The organism is Amycolatopsis alba DSM 44262 (genome assembly GCF_000384215.1).
GTDB lineage: Bacteria > Actinomycetota > Actinomycetes > Mycobacteriales > Pseudonocardiaceae > Amycolatopsis > Amycolatopsis alba.
In genome coordinates, this window is record NZ_KB913032.1 from 716,470 (window position 1) to 733,950 (window position 17,481).

Here is a 17,481-nt window from a genome sequence, read left to right on the forward strand (position 1 = left end):
CGGCCAGGTCGGCTCAAGATGGCTGACGTGGACGAGGTGACCGAGCGGATCCTGGAGCTTGTCACCGGCGCGGGCGCCCCCTGCGTCTGGGTGACCGGGCCGGCGGGTGTCGGCCGGACCACCCTGCTCGCCCGGCTGTCCGAACGGCTTTCCGCTGCCGGACAAGAGGTTTCGACCGTACGCTTCACCCAGGACGGTGGCCTCGCCCCCGTCAGTGATCCCTGGCCTTCTCCGGAGACGGACGACGGGCGTGTCCTGCTGCTCGACGACACCCAGTGGATGGGCCGCGACGCCCTCGCCGACCTGGAGGCGCTGGTCCGCCGCCTGGCCGGAACGTCCTCCCGTGTGGTCTGCGCCACCCGCACTCCGGTCCGGGACGCGGCCGAAAGACTCGCCTCCGTACGGCGGCTGCGGGCCGAGGGCCTGGTGGAACCGGTGCGGCTGCTGCCGTTGAAGGCCGGGGAGATCACCGGACCGGTCGTCGAGGCGCTCGGTGCCGTTCCGAGCACCCTGCTGCGGGACCGGCTCCACGAACTCAGCCGCGGGGTGCCCGCCGCGCTGCACCAGGCGCTGGACCTGCTGCGCGCGCAGGGTGCGATCCGGATCGTCGACCGGCGCGCGTATCTCGTCCCCGGCACCGTGGTGCCGCTGCGGTCCGCGCAGCTGAGCCCCGAGCGGCTCGCGGTCGCGAAGGCGGCCGCCGTACTGCATCCGCTCGGCGAGGCGATGCCGTCGCTGATCAGCGGGCTGCTGGCGCAGGATCCCGCGGAAACCCTCGCGATACTGGAGATCCTGCGGGCCGACGGGGTGCTGCACCGCGGCCGCGGCTGGCGGTTCACCGTGCCGGTGGTGGCCTACGCGCTGATCGCCGAACTCGGCCCCTTCGAGCGCAGGCGGTTCTCCGCGGCCGCCGTCACCGCGTTGTGGAACGGGACCGCGCACACCTCCGCGCCGTACTACCTCGCCGACCGGATCGCCGAGGCAGGCAAGCTGATCGACCCGCGGCGCGCCCTCACCGAACTGCTCGACAACGCGGCCTTCCTGCCCGACGATCAGACCACCCGCGGCGCGCGATGGCTGCGCGCCGCCGTCGAGCTGACCGAGGACCGGCCGCAGCGGGCGAGGGTGACCCTGCTCCACACCATGTGGTGCCATCTCAACGGCGACCACGAACAGAGTCTCGCGGGGACGCGGCGGCTGCTGGAGGAGTTCCCCGACCGCCTTTCCGCCGACGCCGCACAGGAAGCGCAGTCGATCGCCGTCTGCGCGCTGCACAACTCCGGCAACACGGCCGAACTGGCGAGGATCGCGACGAATCCGCCGGACTGGTCGGTGGCGTCGAGCGCGATCGCGCTGAGCCTGCTCGACCGGTGGGCGGAAGCGGCCGAACTGCTCACGGAGAACGATTCCTGGCGGACCGAGTCGACGGTTTCCGCGATGCTGGGCGAACTCTTCGGCGGTCTGGCCGAGCTCTGGGCCGGTCGTTCCGCGCGGTTCGGCGCGAATCTGACCGAACGCGAGCGGTGGCCGTTGAGGACGGCGAGGCGGCACCGGAACGACCAGATCACCTCGTACGCCACCGCGTTGCTGGTGCTGGGCGAACGGGCACGCGCGGAAAAGCTGCTCTCCGACGAGGACTTCCCCGAGACCGGCCTGCGCGACAGCGAACGGTCGATGCTCGCGGCCATGCGCGGCGAACCCTCGCGCGCCGTCGACTTCGCCCACCGCAGCGTCGCCGACCGTTCGCGGCGCGGCTACGACACCGGCTCGGCCGCGATGCACCTGTCGACCGTTTCGGTCCTGCTGTCGCAAGGGCGGTTCAGCGCGGCACGGGAACTGCTGACCGCGGCCCGCGCCACGGCACCGATGCTGGCGCATCTGCTCGACATCGCCGAGGCCAGGGTCGACATGGCGCTGGGCGAGACCGACCGGGCCGCCCGGCGGCTGCACGCGGCCACCTGCGGGCTGGCCGTCGGCACGGACATCGCGTGGGCGGATCTCGCCGAACTGGCGCTGCGGAAGAACGACCGGGCGGAGGCGAAGAAGGCGCTCGACGCGCTGGAGGATCTCGCTTCCGCGATGCCGACCGGACGGGTGCTGCTGCACCGCCATCTGGTCCGGGCCTCCCTCGGCCGCGAACCGGGCGCCGAATGTCTCTGGCTGGCCCGCGAACGCGAGCAGCCGCACGAACTGGCGGTCGCGGCCGAACGCCTTGTCCGGCACGGCGCGACGGATCCCAAGGTGCTCACCGAGGTGTACGAGGTGCTCGGCTCGCTCGACGCGCTGCTGCACCGGGCCCGGCTGCGGAGCCTGATGCGGAAGAACGGGATCGAGATCCCCGGCGGACGGCAGGAGACGGTCGCCGAGAACGAGCATCTGCTGGCGCTGCTGGCAGGCGAAGGGCTGACGGACGAGCAACTGGCGCGGGCACTGCAAACGAGCCGGAAGAACGTGGAGGGGCGGCTGAGCCTGCTGTTCACGCGGACCGGCTACCGCTCCCGCATCGAACTGGCCACCGCGCTGCTGAACGGCCGATACGCCTCGTGAACGCGCCGGACCTCCGGGTGGCCCTCTACACGGCCGACCCCCTGACCCGAGCCGGGCTGATCGGCATGCTGGCGCAGACCACCGGACTCGAAGTGGTGCCGTCCGGCGGCCGGGGCGCGGACGTGCTGGTGGCCGCCGAAGACCCGGTCGACCACGAACTCCCGGTACTCCGGCGGGCGGTGTCCGAACAGGGCGCCCTGCCCGGTGTCCTGATCGCCGGACCGCTTCCGCCGTCCGGCCACCGCTCGGCCGCGACCGCCGGGGTGCGCAGCCTGCTGCCGCACCGGGCGGTCCGGCCGGACCGGCTGATCGCGGAGGTCGTGGCCGCGCGGTCGGCGGTCAAGACCTCCGCCGGGCGGCTGGCCGCCGGCTACGACGCGCTGGTGGGCGGCCCGTGCGGGGCCTCGCGGTTCCGTGAACGCGAGCTCCGCGTGCTGCGGCTGATCGCGGAGGGCAAGGACACCGCGGAGATCGGCGAGGCGATGGGCTACTCCCAGCGGACCATCAAGAACATCCTGCACCAGGCGCAGCGGCGGCTGGCGCTGCGGAACCGGGCACAGGCGGTCGCCGAAGCCATCCGGTCCGGCCTGATCTGACGACCCGTATTTGCCTACCCACGCCTGACCTGCACGAGGGCGACGGTCGCACGAGTCGACGGTGAAGGAATCAGGACGTTCAACGTCCCAAATCCTCCACACTCGACCACCAGCGGCCACGCAAATACGGGTCCGTCAGATGACCCCTGCCCGTACGGCGTAGGCGACCGCGTGCGGCCGGTTCTTCAGCTTCAGCCGTCCGGTGATGCCCTGGATGATGTGCTTCACGCTGCGTTCCGAGTAGCTGAGCTCGCCGGCGATCTCGACGGTGTCCTTGCCCTCGGCCATCAGCCGCAGCACGTCGATCTCCCGCGTGGTGAGCCCGGCGGTGTTGACGCCCATCGGGTCGAGCACCTCGCGCTGCAGCCGTTCGACGTGTTTCAGCAGCTCACCGAGAAGGCTCGGCGGGAGCACGCCGCCGCCGGTGGCCGCCGCGCGGACCGCGTGCGCCAGGCGTTCACCGGTCGTCGCCGAGCGCGGCAGGACCGCGACCACCCGGCATTCGATCGCGGGCACCAGTTCCGCCTCGCTGATCTGGCTCACCACGAGCACCACCGGCTTGCCGTCCTCGGCGGCCAGCCGTCGCAGCCAGAGCACGGTCTCGGGTGTCAGCCATTCGGCGGCGAACACCAGTACGTCGGTCTCGGCGCGTTGATCCCAGTCCCGGATGTCGATCCCCTGCTGCGTGCCCAGCTGGCTGGCCAGGCCCGCCGTGGTGATCGGATCGGGCGCGTGTACCGCCACGGTGATCTGTCGGGTTTCCGTGTCCACCTCTGTCCCCTCCGCTTGATCCGCGGCCCCAGTCGGATGGGACACAGTCTGCGAAGGAGCTCTTCACGAACTCTCCACGAGTTCTCAACGAGGCGTGAAGGACTTCGTGGCCTGCTGAAACGCCTCCACGTACTTGGGGAGCTCGTCCAGGATCTCCCGGAGCCTGTCCTCGGGTCCGGTGTAGTCCGGGTCGGCGAGGAGGGCGTAGCCGTAGGCCAGCGTCCGCCGAAGCTCGGCGACGCGTGCTTCGGCCTCGTCGGCGTCGAGCACCAGCCTGCCGTCATGGGCGAGGCTGAGCAGGACGTCACCGGCCAACTGTTCATGATCCTGGCTCACTGTCACAGTGTGCAGAGCCACCTATGCCACGACCAGCGTCAGCCGACACTTTGCCCCTGCGAACGGGTGGCTTTGCCCGGTCGCCCCTCACCTGTCCACATCCTGAAAACCACATGAACGGGCACCAAACCTCACCCCTGTTCACGGACGTGAAACCGGCGGAACCGAAGTGGCCTGGCAAAACCCGAGAATGTCTCATAACAGACGGACGAAACCCACACGCCGAGTGCCCGATTGATTGCGAAACCCACATCGGCGCCGCTAGGATTTTCGCCGAGCAGGACGCTCTTCGGAAGTCGGACGCACAGGCGGCAGGTCATGGACGAGGTTCCCTCGCTGACGGTGCGGCTCCTGGGCGGTGCGCCCGCCCGCCACGGTGACGGCGAGATCGCCCTGGGTCCCGCCCAGCGGCAAGCGGTCTTCGCCGCCCTCGCCCTGCACGCCGGCCAGTTCGTCTCCCGCAAGGAGCTCATCGACGCCGTCTGGGGCGAGCGGCCCCCGGACAGCGCCACCGGCATCGTCTACACCTACGTCTCCGCGCTGCGCCGCGCGCTGGAGCCGGCGGGCGAGCCGCTCGTCGCGACCCGCGCCGGGTACAGCCTCGACCTGCCGAGACAGCAGGTCGACGTCCACGTCTTCGAAGCCGAGCTGGAACAGGCCCGCGCGCACCGGCTGGCCGGCGCGCACCAGCGGGAACTGGAGTCGCTGCGCGCCGCGCTCGGGCAGTGGCGGGGTTCCGCGCTGAACGGGATCCCCGGTCCGTTCGCCGAGACCCAGCGCACCCGGCTGAACGAACTGCGCATGAGCGCGCTCGAACGCCAGGCCGAGGTCGCGCTGCACCTCGGCGGGTACCGCGAACTCGTGGGCGAACTGGCCGTGCTGGTCGAGCGCCATCCGTTGCGGGAAGGCCTGCACCGCATGCTGGTCACCGCGTTGTTCCGGTCCGGCAGGCAGGCCGAGGCGCTGGCCGCCTTCGACCGCGCCCGCGAGACGATCATCGAGCAGTCCGGCCTCGAACCAGGGCCGGAACTGCTGGCCCTGCGGCAGCGGGTCCTGGACGGCGACCCGACGCTGCACCACCAGGACCAGCCCGAACGTCATCGGCCGACGCAGGCCATGCCCGAACGGCCGCCGGTCTTCGTCGGCCGCGAGTTCGAACTGGGCCGGGTACGCCGTCACCTGTCGGCCCTGACCGACGACGGTCGCGGCGGGACGGTGTGGCTGGACGGCGAGGCGGGCAGCGGCAAGAGCGCGCTCCTGGCGGAGGCCCTCGCCCCGGCGAGAAGCCGGACACGCTGGGTCGAAGCCGACGAACTGACCAGTGCGGTCCCGCTGAGCCTCATCGCCGACAGCCTCGGCGGCGACGCACTGGACGATCTCGCCAAAGCGGTCACCGAGCTGTGCGAAGACGGACCGCGGGTGCTCGTCTTCGAGGATCTGCACTGGGCCGACGAGGAGAGCCTGCTCGCCTGGCAGCGGCTTCACCGGTTCACCGAGCATCTGCCGCTGCTGCTGATCGGCTCGGCGCGGCCGCTCCCCCGCCGCCGCACGCTCGACGTCCTCCGCTCGCGGCTCGACGGCGAGATCGTCCCGCTGCCGCCGTTCGACGGTCCCGCCGTCGCCGCGCTCGCCGAGGAGACGCTGGCCAGGGATCCCGGCGAGGAGTTCCTCGGGTTCGCCGCCGAGTACACCGCAGGCAACGCCGGATACCTGGGCGAAGTGTTCGCCGAGTTCGCCGACGGCCGCGAGCCGAGCACCGCCCCGCACAGCCGGATAGCCACCGTGGTGGAGGACCATCTCGCCACGCTTTCCGTGCAGTGCAAGCGAACGCTGACTTCGGCCGCGTTGCTCGGCTCGTCGTTCACGGTCGCCGACCTGGCGGGTGTCACCGGCCGCGAGCTGCGGACGCTGATCGAAGCGGTCGAGGAGGCGCTCGCCGCCCGTGTGCTGGAGACCGAAGGGGACCGTCTGCGGTTCCGTGTCCCCCTGGTGCGTTCGGTGTTCGCCGCGAGCACGCCGCCCGCCATCCGCGCCGTACTGCACCAGGAGATCGCCGCGACCATGGCGGGCTCCGGCGCGCCCGCGGACCGCGTCGCCGAGCAGCTGCTCCAGGTCGGCGACGAACTGACGGCGCGCTGGATCCCGCAGTGGCTGCTCGACAACGTCCGTGTGCTGTCCACCGGGCCCGCGGTCGAACTGCTCCATCTGCTTTCGCACCAACGGAATCTCACCGAAGAACAGCATCAGGACCTGACCGGCGAACTCGCCGCGCTGCTGCTGCCCGAAGCGGGCACGGCTGCCTCTTGGCCCGCCACCCGCGCCGCGGGGACCGCGCAGCCGTGGTGCGCCCCGCTGCACGCGCTCGCCCGCCCCGCCGTGCCGCCTCAACGCGGCGCGAGCTGACCTACTCACGGGTACGCAACCGAACTGTTCCGGGCACGTCCTAAACTGCGGGGCACGGTAGTGATCCGGCCACTTTCGGTGAGGACAGAAATGGAGCCGGTGTGACCAACGGGCTGCGCGTCGAGCTGCTCGGGCCGCCTCGTGCCTGGCTCGAGGACGTCGAGCTGAAGCTCGGGCCCGCCCGTCAGCGCGCGGTCTTCGCGACCCTGGCGGCACGCTGCGGCCAGGCCATCTCGCTCGGCGAACTGATCGCCGACGTCTGGGGCGGATCGGCGCCCGCCAGCGCCACCGGCAGTGTCCACACCTACGTCTCCGGCCTGCGCGGGGCGATCCGCAAGGCGGGCGGGGACGCGCACGAGGTGCTGCATTCGTCCGGATCGAGTTACGTGCTGCGCCTGGACCGCGACGCCCTCGACGTCCGCCGGTTCGAACAGGACGCCCTCGCGGCCCGGCGGCTGCTCGCTCGCAAGGATCAGCGTGGCGCGGCCGCCCGGCTCACCGCCGCGCTCGGCCTCTGGAGCGGCGAAGCGTACTCAGGCGTCCCCGGCCCGTTCGCCGAAGCCGAACGCGTCCGGCTCGCCGAACTCCAGCTGACCGCCACCGAACTGCGGGCGACCGCGCTGCTCGGCCTCGGTGACCATCGGGAACTGGTGGCCGAGCTGACCGCGCTGGTGCAGCAACACCCTTTGCGGGAGTCCCTGCACGAGACGCTCATGCGCGCCCTCCACGCCAGCGGGCGCCAGACCGAGGCACTGACCGCCTACCGCGACGCCAGGCGGGTGCTCCGGGACGAACTCGGCGTCGAACCCGGCGCCCCGCTGCGGGATCTGCACCAGCGCATCCTGGACGGCACCGAAAAACCTGTCACCGGATCGAAACCGGTACCGGTGCGGATCGTGCCGCCGCCGGTGGCCAAGGCGATCGAACGCGGCGGCCAGGGGAACCTGCCCGGCCGGACCCGGCAGGTCGAACGGCTGAACGGCTTCGTCACCGACGTGCTCGCCGGCCGCGGCCGCCCGGTCTGGCTCGAAGGCGAACCGGGTATCGGCAAATCGGAACTGCTGATCGCCGGACTGGCAGGCGCCGCCGCGCGGGGCTGCCAGCTCGCCTGGACCGCCGCCGACGAGCTCCAGCAACGATTCCCGCTTCAGGTGATCATGGAATGCCTCGGGGTGCACCACGGCGCGGCGGATCCGGCCAAGGCGAAGCTGGCGGGCGAGCTGCACGCCGAGCCCGCGCACGGCGACTGGGGCCCCGCCGACCCGATCCTGTCCACTGTGGACAAACTGCTGGCGCTGGTCGACGAGACCTGCGCGGCGGGCCCGCTGGTACTGGTGATCGACGACCTCCACTGGGCCGACGAGGCCAGTGTGCTGCTGTGGCAGCGCCTCGCCGCCGCCACCCGCCAGCTGCCGCTGCTGCTGGTCGCCGCCACCCGCACCGGGCACGGCCGCCGTGACCTGGCCCAGCTTCGGCGCGGGGTCGAGGCGCGGGACGGCGAGATCATGCCGGTCGAGGTGCTGACCGACGACGACGTCGCCGCCGTGTTCGAGGTGATCCTCGCCGCGAAACTGGGGCCGAGCCTGCGCCCGCTGGTCCGGCGGGCGGCCGGAAACCCGCTCTACGCCAGGGAAATCGCACACGACCTGGTCCGGACCGGCTCGCTGCGGATCAAGGCGGGCGTGGCCGAGGTGACACTGGACGGCACCGAGAACGCGCCGCGATCGCTGCTGGCGGCGGTGGGCCGCACCTTGGAGACCCTCGACCCGGCCACGACCGAGATCCTGCGCACCGCGTCGCTGCTGGGCGCGGAGTTCGCCGTCGAGGACCTCGCCGCGATCGCGGGCAAGAGCCCGCTGGAAGTCCTGCAGGAACTGGAGCAGGCCACCACCGCGGGCGTGATCGAATACGCCGGCGACAAACTCGCCTTCCACCACCCGTTCCAGCGGCAGGCGCTGTACGGCGGCATCGCCGAACCGGTCCGCGCCGCGCTGCACCGGCGCGCCGCCGAGGCGCTCGCGCGCACCGGCGCGCCGATCAAACGGGTCGCCGAGCAACTGGCGGCCGGACCGGTGCCGTTCGACCCGTGGCTGGTCGAGTGGCTCACCGCCAACCACATCGCGGTGTCCAACCGCGCCCCGCATATCGCGGCCGACCTCCTGCGCGGCGCGCTCGAGGGCACCGTGCCCACCCACGAGCAGCGGGAGACCCTGATCGCCGCGCTGGTGCGCGTCCTGTTCCGGCTCGAACAGGATCCCGAGGCCGAGGCCGAACAGGCGGTGAAGACGGTCGGCGACAAGGCGGGGCTGGCGCAGATGCGGCATGTCCTCGCCGCCCTGCGCTACCGGCGGGGCGACACGCCCGGCGCGATCGCGGCGCTCGCCGACACCGCGGACGATCCGTCGATGCCGGAACTGTGGCGCACCAGCACCCGGACCCTGCTCGCCAACTTCCGGCGCGGCACCCTGGACGACCTCGACGAGACCGAACGGATCGCCCGCGAGCTGCACGCCGAAGCCGTCGAGACGGGCGAGCGCTATCCCGCCGCGCACGCGCAGCAGACGCTGTGGCTCGTGCACTCGATCCGCCGCGAGCACGACCGGGCGCTGACCGCGGTCGACGCCGCGCTCGAGACCACCGGCGACGAGCCCGACCTCGCGACGCTCCGCTTCGACCTGCTCGACAACCGCCTCTTCACGCTGCAGAACCTCGACCGGCTCGACGAGGCCGACGCCACGCTGCACGCCGGGTACGAGACGGCCGCGCGGCACGGCCTGCCGACCGGTCCGCAGGTCTCGGCGGCGGTGCACTACTACTGGACCGGCCGCTGGGACGAGGCGCTGGCCGAACTGGACTCGGTCACCGAGGACGGTCCGGCGATCACCTTCTACGGCGTCCGCGAGCCCGGCGCCGCCGCCCTGCTGCTGCACGGGGTCGCCGCGCTCATCGCGGGCCACCGGGACGAACGCGTCTCCGTCCGGGCGCATCTGGAGGCGGCCGAGGCGCATTCGCCGTCGAACTCGTCCGAACGCGAGAGCTGCGACTTCTACCTGGCGGCCCTGGCGATGGCCGCGGAACAGCGCGGCGAGCTCGACGAAGCGCTGCGGCTGGTCGCTCCGGTGCTGCGCCCCGACTACGCCCGGATGATGCTGCGCCACCAATGGCTTCCCGACGTCGTCCGCGTCGCGCTCGCGGCGGGGAACGACGCCGTCGCGCAGGAAGCGCTCGCCGTCTGCGTCGAGGAGGCGAGCCAGGAAACCGTGCCCGCCAGGGCCACCGCGGCCGCCGCCCGGTGCCGGGCGCTGATCGACGGCGATCCCGAAGGCGTGCTGGCCGCGGCCGATCACTACCGCGAGGTCCGCCGCCCGATCGAACTCGCCGCCGCGCTGGAGGACGCCGCCGAACTGCTCGGCCGCGCCGGTTACCTCGAAGAGGCCACCCGGTCGCTCACCGAGGCGTGCGAAGTGCTCGGTCCGGTCGGCGCCACCTGGAGCATCCGGCGGGCGGAAAGCAGGCTGCGCCGCCATGGCGTGCTGAGCCGTGCCGCGCGGGGTCCCCGGCACGCCGGGGCGTTGTCGCCGCTGGAACTGCGGGTCGCGAGGCTGGTGGCGGCGAAACTGTCGAACCCGGAGATCGCCGCGGAGCTGAGCCTGCCGAGGAGGACGGTGCAGTCGCTGGTGTCACGGGTGCTGACCAAACTGCACGCCGATTCCCGGCTGACCGTCGGCGATCAGCTGCCGAGACGGCTCGCGTGACCGCGTTCATCATCGCCCGACCGAGGAGGACCATGACCCGCATGCTGGCCGGACTGACAGCTCTCGCGCTGCTGCTCACCGGCTGTTCGAGCGAGCCGGAAGCGGGCGGGCCGATCAAGCTCACCGTCGCGACCTTCGGCGAGTTCGGCTACGAGAAACTCTTCGACGACTACGAGAAGGCGCATCCGGGGATCACCGTCGAAGGCCGGGTCGCCGACTTCGAGACGCACCACCGGCAGCTCGCCACCGGCCTCGGCGCCGGACGCGGCGGCGCGGACGTGGTCGCGATCGAGGAGCAGTACCTCCCCAAGTTCCGCCAGTCCACGGACAAGTTCAGCGATCTGTCCGAGTTCGGCGCCCAGGGTCTGAAGGAGAACTGGCCGGGCTGGAAATGGGACCAGGGCACCGCGGACGACGGCAAGTTCGTGATGGGCCTCGGGACCGACATGGGCAGCCTCGCCCTCTGCTACCGCCGCGACCTGTTCGCGAACGCCGGCCTGCCGACCGACCGCGACCAGGTCGCCGCGCTGTGGCCGACCTGGGACAAGTTCGCCGAGACCGGGGAGAAGTTCAGCTCGCGGTCGCCGGAGGTCAAGTTCGCCGACTCCGCGGGCACCGTCTACACGGCGATGCTCAACCAGGCGCAGGAGAACTACTTCGCCAAGGACGACACGTTCATCGCGGACCGGAACCCGAACGTGCGCAAGGCTTTCGACCTCGCGGGCGGGATGGCGCTGAAGAAGGAGACGGCGGCCGTCACCACCTTCACCCAGCCTTGGACGGTGGCGATCAAGCAGAGCCGGTTCGCCGCCATCACCTGCCCCGCTTGGATGCTGACCCAGATCCAGGAGGCGGGCGGGCCGGAACTGGCGGGCAAATGGGACGTCACCTCGGTGCCGGGCGGGGCGGGCAACTGGGGCGGCTCGTTCCTGACCGTGCCGAAACAGGGCGCGCACCGCAAGGCGGCCTACGACCTCGCCGTCTGGCTGACCGCGCCCGAACAGCAGAAACGGATCTTCCTGGAAAGCGGCCTGCTGCCGAGCGCGCTGGGCGCCTACCAGGATCCCGCCGTGCTTTCCCACACCAGCGACTACTTCAGCGGCGCGCCGGTCGGCAAGATCTTCGCCGCGTCCGCCGAGGCCCTGCGGCCGAACTACCGCGGGCTGCGTGACGGCGAGGTGCGGCCCGTGTACGGGCACGCGCTCGGCCGTGTCGAAGAAGGAAAGCAATCGCTCGACCAGGCCTGGAGCCAGGCCGCGACCGAAGGCCGCGCCGCGGCCGCCAACTGAGTGGAGACGGCGTGACACGCAGTTTTCCGGCCGGGTTCCGCTGGGGCACGGCCACGGCGGCGTACCAGATCGAGGGTTCGACGACGGCAGACGGGCGCGGACCGTCCATTTGGGACACCTTCACCGCGCGACCGGGCCAGGTGCTCGACGGCGCCACCGGCGACCCGGCCTGTGACCACTACCGCCGTTATCGCGAGGACGTCGCGCTGCTGAGCGGACTCGGCGTGCCGTACTACCGTTTCTCCGTCGCGTGGTCGCGGGTCATGCCCGACGGCCGCACGATCGAACCACGCGGGCTCGCCTTCTACGATCGCCTTGTCGACACGTTGCTGGAGCACGGGATCACCCCGATGGTCACGCTCTACCACTGGGATCTGCCGGAGGCGCTGCAGGCGGAGGGCGGCTGGCCCAGCCGCGATCTCGCGGACCTGTTCGCCGACTACACGCTGACCGTCCACAAAGCACTCGGCGACCGGGTCCGGCAATGGACGACGATCAACGAACCGTTCTGCGCCGCCTTCATCGGTTACGGCAACGGCGATCACGCGCCGGGCCTCCGTGACGAGGGCGCGGCGCTGGTCGCCGGGCACAACCTCCTGCTCGCGCACGGCAAGGCCGCGCAGGCGCTGCGCGCGGGCGGCGGTGAGCAGGAAGTGTCCATCGTGCTCAACTTCGCCCCGGTGCTGACCGATGTCGACGACGCCGCGCATCGCGAGGCCGCGCGCAAATTCGACTTCCTGCACAACAGGTTCTTCCTCGACCCACTGCTCGGCCGCGGCTATCCGCCCGAGCTGCTGGCGGATCTGGCGCATCTCGGCACGCTGGAAGCGGCGATCGCCGACGGCGACCTGGAGATCGTCGCGCAGCCGCTGGACGTCCTGGGCGTCAACTACTACGCGCCCGCCCGCGCCATCCCGCTCGACGACCCCGAAGCGGACAGCAACTGCCCGCTGCCCGGCCTGCGCGGGATGGACGTCACGCCGCCGCGCGGTGACCTGACCTCGCTCGGCTGGGAGCAGCGGCCGGAGTCGTTCACCGATCTGCTGCTGTGGCTGCACGGGCACTGCCCCGGCCTGCCGCTCGTGATCGCCGAGAACGGCGCCGCCTTCGAGGACGAGGTCGTCGACGGCCGGGTGCGCGACGCGAAACGCGTGCGGTACTTCGCCGAGCATCTCGCCGCCGTGCACGCCGCGATCGAACGCGGTGCCGACATCCGCGGCTACATGGCCTGGTCGCTGCTGGACAATTTCGAGTGGGCGATGGGGTACACGCAGCGGTTCGGTCTCGTGCACGTCGATTTCGAAACCCAGGAACGGGTACTCAAGGACAGCGCCCGGTTCTACGCGGACGTGGTGGCGCGAAACGGGCTTTAGCGGTTCCTGCCGATCTGGCCGTCGCCGGAAAACGGCGACACCCTTCAGCCTCACCCACGCCACCTTCGGAACCCAAGCAGACGCTCAAAAACAGCACCCAGCCCCACAGCGACGTGGAGGCACACAACGAGCCCCAGCGGTCCCGGCCGACCCGACCATCGCCAGAAAACGACGACACCTTCAGCCTCACCCACCCCACCCCACCCTCAAAACCCAAGAACCGTAACCAAAAACGCATCGATCCTTCCCGGCTCCGGCAGAACGGATACGGCTTCACCGGAATCCGGCGGCGAAAACTGTCGGTGGCCGGTTGTACGTTCTGGGCGTGGACACACTCGACGCCACTGTGGCGCTCTTGAAGGAAATCACCGCATCCGATGCCTTGAAGGAGGTCAACGCTTCGCTGGACACCTTGGGAGACAAGGATGCCTTGGCTGCCGCCGCGGCAGCGACGGAAGGAATCGCCAGGCTGGAAGCAGTCCGGTTCCGTGCCCTGGCACAGCTGAGCCGTCATCGCGACGGTGCCGCCAGTGTGGCGCAGGAAGTCGCGTTCGAACTGTCCGTTGTGGATGGTCACGCGGCCGGATTGGTCTCCACCGCCCAGGCTCTCACCACTCGGCTGCCACGAACTTTGGGGTTGCTGGACCAGGGTCAGGTGGGTGGATACGGGGCGATGAAAGTCGCCACCGCCACCGCCTGGCTCACCGACGACGACGCCCGGACGGTGGACGAGGTGCTGGAAGACCGGTTACCGGGCAGGAACTCCGAACAGATCCGGAAAGCGGCGAACCACGCGGCGATGATGGCCGACCGCGACGGCGCCGGGAAACGCGTGGAGCGGCATCGCGCCGGACGCCGGCTGTCGATCCGGCAAGGCGAGACCGGAGTGGCCTCGATCGAAGTCGAAGACGGACCCGCCGAGAAAGTCGCCGCCGCCTACACCCGCATCGACCGCGAAGCACGCGCGCTCAAAACCGGCGAGGAGACCCGCACCCTCGACCAGCTCCGCGCCGATGTCGCCTTCGACCTCCTCCTCAGCGGACAGGGCGGGAAAAGCGAACGTACCGAGGTCTTCCTCTACATGGACCTCAACACCTATCTCGGGTTGAACGACCATCCCGCGGAACTGGCCGGACACGGGCACATCCCGGCGTCGCTGGCCCGGCACATCGCCGGCGGGCCGGACACCGTGCTGCGACGGATCATCACCGACCCGCTCTCCGGGCAAGTCCTGGACCTCGGCCGAGACCGCTACCGGCCGACCGCCGGTCTGGACGAGTTCGTCCGGGTGCGAGACCGCGAATGCCGAAGACCCGGCTGCCACCGCATCGCCCAGGCCTGCGACCTCGACCATTCCGTGCCATGGCAGCACGGCGGCCACACCGCCGACACCGAACTGGTCGACCTCTGCCGCCGCGACCACCGCCTGAAAGACGAACCCGGCTGGAACTACCGGCTGGCGTCCGACGGAACCCTCACCATCACCACACCCACCGGCAAGAGCTACGACAGCACACCACCGCCGCTGCACGAACCTCGAACCGAGCCACCCTTCTGACCGTCGCCGGAAACCGGCGACCGGCGACCGGCGACCGGCGACAAAGCCGATCATGGGCAGCACCGGCCGAAATCCCGCATTACGCGCCACGCAACCATCCTTCGACGAGTCACCGCCGAAAAACGGCTACGTCCACTCGCGGTGCCGCCATGTCCCGTCACCTCACCGCGAACACGGCCGTCAGCCCCGTAGCGCGCCGCGCATGACGCCGTCGACCACCTTCCTGGCCAGCAGGATGAACAGCACGATGACCGGCAGCACCCCGATCGTGGCCGCGGTGAGCATCAGCGAGTAGTCGGTGAAGTAGCCGCTGGCCAGCCGTGACAGTGCCACCTGGACGGTCGGGTGCGCGTTGGGGTCGAGCACGATCAACGGCCAGAAGAAGTCGTTCCACGCGGTCATGAACGTCAGCATCGCGAGCACGGCGGCCTGGGGGCGGATGGCGGGCAGGGCGATGTTCCAGAACAGCCGGGCGGGCGAGCAGCCGTCGACACGCCCGGCGTCGAGCAGTTCGCCGGGGATCGCCTCCTCGCACGCCTGCCGCATCCAGAACACGCTGAACGCGCCGACCAGTCCCGGCACGATCACCGCCTCCAGCCGTCCGTACCAGCCGAGTTCGCCGACCACCAGGTAGAGCGGGATGACCCCGAGCTGGGCGGGCACCATGGCGGTGCCGATGACGACCAGGAACAGCGAGTCCCGGCCGGGGAAACGCAGGCGCGCGAAGGCGAATCCGGCCATGCTGGAGAGCAGCACGTTCGACACGGTCACCGTGCCGGCGACGATCAGCGAGTTCTGCATCGCCAGCCAGAAGTCGACGGTGTCGAAGACCCTGCCCACGTTCTCGGCCAGGTTGCCGCCGGGCAACAGCGGCGGGGTGGTCTCACCGAGCGCGGAATTGTCCTTGGAGGACACCACGAACGACCAGTACAACGGGAAGATCGACGCGATGCCGACGGCGAGCAGCAGCCCGTAGACGACGAATCCGGCCCGTTCCCTGCCCGCCACGCCTCACTCACCGCCCCGGATCCGGCGCACGAGCGAGAAGTTGACCAGCGCGAATCCGGCCGAGAGCAGGAAGAGCAGCCACGCGATGGCCGCCGCGTATCCGGCGTCGAACTCGCCGAACCCCTTCTCGTACAGGTACATGGCCAGCGTCTGGAACTGCCGGTCGGCGCCCCCGGTGCCGGCGGTGCCGGAGTCGTCGAACAGCTGCGGCTCGGCGAACAGTTGCAGCCCGCCGATGGTCGAGACGACGACGGTGAAGGCGATGGTCGGCCGGATCGCGGGCACGGTGATCGACCGGAAGGTCCGCCAGCGGGAGGCGCCGTCGAGCATCGCGGCGTCGTAGCGTTCCTGCGGCACGGACTGCATGGCCGCGAGGTAGAGCAGCGCGTTGTAGCCGGTCCAGCGCCACATCACCATCGCGCTCACCGCGACGTGGGAGGCGAACCGGTCCGACCGCCAGTCCACCGGGTCGAGCCCCACCAGGCCCAGCGCCCAGTTGACGACGCCGTAGTCCTCGGCGAAGAGCTGGCTGAACACCAGCGCCACCGCGACCACCGAGACGACGTTGGGCAACAGCACACTGGCCCGCCACAAGGTCCGCCCTCGCAGCGGACGGTCGAGCAGCGCGGCGAGCCCGAGCGCGACCAGCAGCTGGGGCACGGTCGAAAGGACGAAAATGCTGACCGTGTTGAAGAGCGCGTTGTAGAAATGCGGGTCCTGGAGCAGGACGGCGAAGTTGCCGAGCCCGGCGAACCCGGTGTCACCGTTGACCAGATGCCAATGGTGCAGGGCCACCCACGCGGTGTAGAGCAGCGGGAAGAGACCGAAAACGCCGAACAGAACGTAGAACGGCGCTGTCATCAGGTATCCGGCGAGCCGCTCGCCTCTTCGCCTCAAACGGCGATCACCTTGACGCCGGTCCGGGTGATCTCGTCGGCCGTCTGCGGATCGACGCCGGTGTCGGTGATCAGGGTGTCGACGTCTTCGAGCTCGCCGAAGCGCGCGAAGTGGTCGTTGCAGATCTTGGTGTGATCGGCCAGCACCACCGTCCTCCGCGCGGAGGAGATGGCCGCGCGTTTCACCATCGCCTCGGCGGTGTCCGGTGTAGTGAGCCCCCGCTCGACGGAAAGCCCATTGGTGCCGATGAACGCCAGGTCGACGTAGGTGTCCTTGAGTGCGTTGAGCGCCCAGCTGTCGACCGACGCCAGCGTGTGCCCGCGAAGCCGTCCGCCGACCAGCATCACCGTGATGCCGGGCCGGTTGGCGAGCACGAGCGCGTTCGGCAGCGAAGGGGTGACCACGGTCAGTTCGCGGTCTGCGGGGATGAGATTCGCCAGCCGTCCCACCGTGGTGCCCGCGTCCAGCAGGATCGCACCCTCGGCGGGGACCTGCGCCAGCGCGGCGACGGCTATCCGGTCCTTTTCCGCGGTCATCACCGCGTCGCGGGCGTCGAGTCCCGGCTCGGCGCCCAGCCGTTCCACCGGGATCGCGCCGCCGTGCACCCGCCGCACCATGCCACCGCGCTCCAGCGCCGTCAGGTCACGGCGGACGGTCTCGCTGGTGATCTCGAAGGCGGCCGCCAGCGTCGCCACGTCGACACGGCCGTTCTGCCGGGCCTGCTTGAGAATGGCACGCTGCCGCTCCTCGGCGTACAACGGTCACCTCCTGCCCTGGCGGATGAGCGGTCATGGCGACAATAGTTGGTTTCTCGCCGGTCCGACAACGGAACCCTGGGGAAACCGGACCCGCCTCACCGGCGCTCTGTCCATTGAGGACACAGCGCCGGGTGGACTTTCGCCCGGCGTTGCCCGAACCGACGGCGAGGCTGCCCGATGGCGCAGTGTT

General features: G+C 70.6%; 12 protein-coding genes. 7 read left to right on the forward strand and 5 right to left on the reverse strand.

Annotated features, from left to right (window positions below):
- Positions 1 to 18 precede the first annotated feature (18 nt).
- Both AMYAL_RS0103190 and AMYAL_RS0103195 read left to right on the forward strand, forming a co-directional pair.
- The gene (locus AMYAL_RS0103190; RefSeq protein ID WP_020629857.1) at positions 19 to 2,547 is read left to right on the forward strand and encodes a hypothetical protein; all 2,529 of its coding nucleotides are present in this window, start codon (positions 19 to 21) and stop codon (positions 2,545 to 2,547) included.
- The gene (locus AMYAL_RS0103195; protein WP_020629858.1) at positions 2,544 to 3,143 is read left to right on the forward strand and encodes a helix-turn-helix transcriptional regulator; all 600 of its coding nucleotides are present in this window, start codon (positions 2,544 to 2,546) and stop codon (positions 3,141 to 3,143) included. The genes AMYAL_RS0103190 and AMYAL_RS0103195 overlap by 4 nt, the downstream gene beginning before the upstream one ends.
- A 135-nt stretch (positions 3,144 to 3,278) precedes the next feature.
- Here AMYAL_RS0103195 and AMYAL_RS0103200 read toward each other — a convergent pair whose 3' ends face one another.
- Both AMYAL_RS0103200 and AMYAL_RS0103205 read right to left on the reverse strand, forming a co-directional pair.
- The gene (locus tag AMYAL_RS0103200; protein ID WP_005164996.1) at positions 3,279 to 3,914 is read right to left on the reverse strand and encodes a helix-turn-helix transcriptional regulator; all 636 of its coding nucleotides are present in this window, start codon (positions 3,912 to 3,914) and stop codon (positions 3,279 to 3,281) included.
- Between the two features lie 84 nt (positions 3,915 to 3,998).
- Positions 3,999 to 4,250: a hypothetical protein gene (locus tag AMYAL_RS0103205; protein ID WP_020629859.1), complete on the reverse strand. Its 252-nt coding sequence runs from the start codon at positions 4,248 to 4,250 to the stop codon at positions 3,999 to 4,001.
- Between the two features lie 318 nt (positions 4,251 to 4,568).
- Between AMYAL_RS0103205 and AMYAL_RS0103210 the strand changes: the two genes are divergently transcribed.
- The 5 genes from AMYAL_RS0103210 (at position 4,569) to AMYAL_RS0103230 (ending at position 14,628) form a co-directional block, all read left to right on the forward strand.
- Positions 4,569 to 6,653, forward strand: coding sequence for an ATP-binding protein (locus tag AMYAL_RS0103210; RefSeq protein ID WP_020629860.1), 2,085 nt, complete (start codon positions 4,569 to 4,571; stop codon positions 6,651 to 6,653).
- Between the two features lie 101 nt (positions 6,654 to 6,754).
- Entirely contained in the window at positions 6,755 to 10,408 is a 3,654-nt protein-coding gene (locus AMYAL_RS0103215) for an ATP-binding protein (RefSeq protein WP_020629861.1), read from the forward strand.
- Between the two features lie 32 nt (positions 10,409 to 10,440).
- On the forward strand, positions 10,441 to 11,697 hold the full coding sequence (locus tag AMYAL_RS0103220; RefSeq protein WP_026466697.1) for an ABC transporter substrate-binding protein: 1,257 nt from the start codon (positions 10,441 to 10,443) through the stop codon (positions 11,695 to 11,697).
- Between the two features lie 11 nt (positions 11,698 to 11,708).
- A complete protein-coding gene (locus AMYAL_RS0103225; protein WP_020629863.1) occupies positions 11,709 to 13,070 on the forward strand; it encodes a GH1 family beta-glucosidase in 1,362 nt (453 codons plus the stop codon).
- 346 nt (positions 13,071 to 13,416) lie between these two features.
- Positions 13,417 to 14,628 (forward strand): HNH endonuclease signature motif containing protein, encoded by a 1,212-nt coding sequence (locus AMYAL_RS0103230; RefSeq protein WP_039795199.1) that lies wholly within the window; start codon positions 13,417 to 13,419, stop codon positions 14,626 to 14,628.
- Positions 14,629 to 14,808: 180 nt separating this feature from the next.
- Here the strand turns inward: AMYAL_RS0103230 and AMYAL_RS0103235 are convergent, their stop codons facing one another.
- From AMYAL_RS0103235 to AMYAL_RS0103245, 3 genes are read right to left on the reverse strand one after another with little or no spacing between them, the layout of a single operon-like run.
- Positions 14,809 to 15,636, reverse strand: a complete 828-nt coding sequence (locus AMYAL_RS0103235; RefSeq protein ID WP_020629865.1) for a carbohydrate ABC transporter permease — start codon at positions 15,634 to 15,636, stop codon at positions 14,809 to 14,811.
- 3 nt (positions 15,637 to 15,639) lie between these two features.
- Complete coding sequence (locus tag AMYAL_RS0103240; protein WP_026466698.1) at positions 15,640 to 16,533, reverse strand: carbohydrate ABC transporter permease; 894 nt, start codon at positions 16,531 to 16,533, stop codon at positions 15,640 to 15,642.
- Positions 16,530 to 17,291: a DeoR/GlpR family DNA-binding transcription regulator gene (locus AMYAL_RS0103245; RefSeq protein ID WP_020629867.1), complete on the reverse strand. Its 762-nt coding sequence runs from the start codon at positions 17,289 to 17,291 to the stop codon at positions 16,530 to 16,532. Before AMYAL_RS0103245 ends, AMYAL_RS0103240 begins: the two co-directional genes overlap by 4 nt.
- Positions 17,292 to 17,481 lie beyond the last annotated feature (190 nt).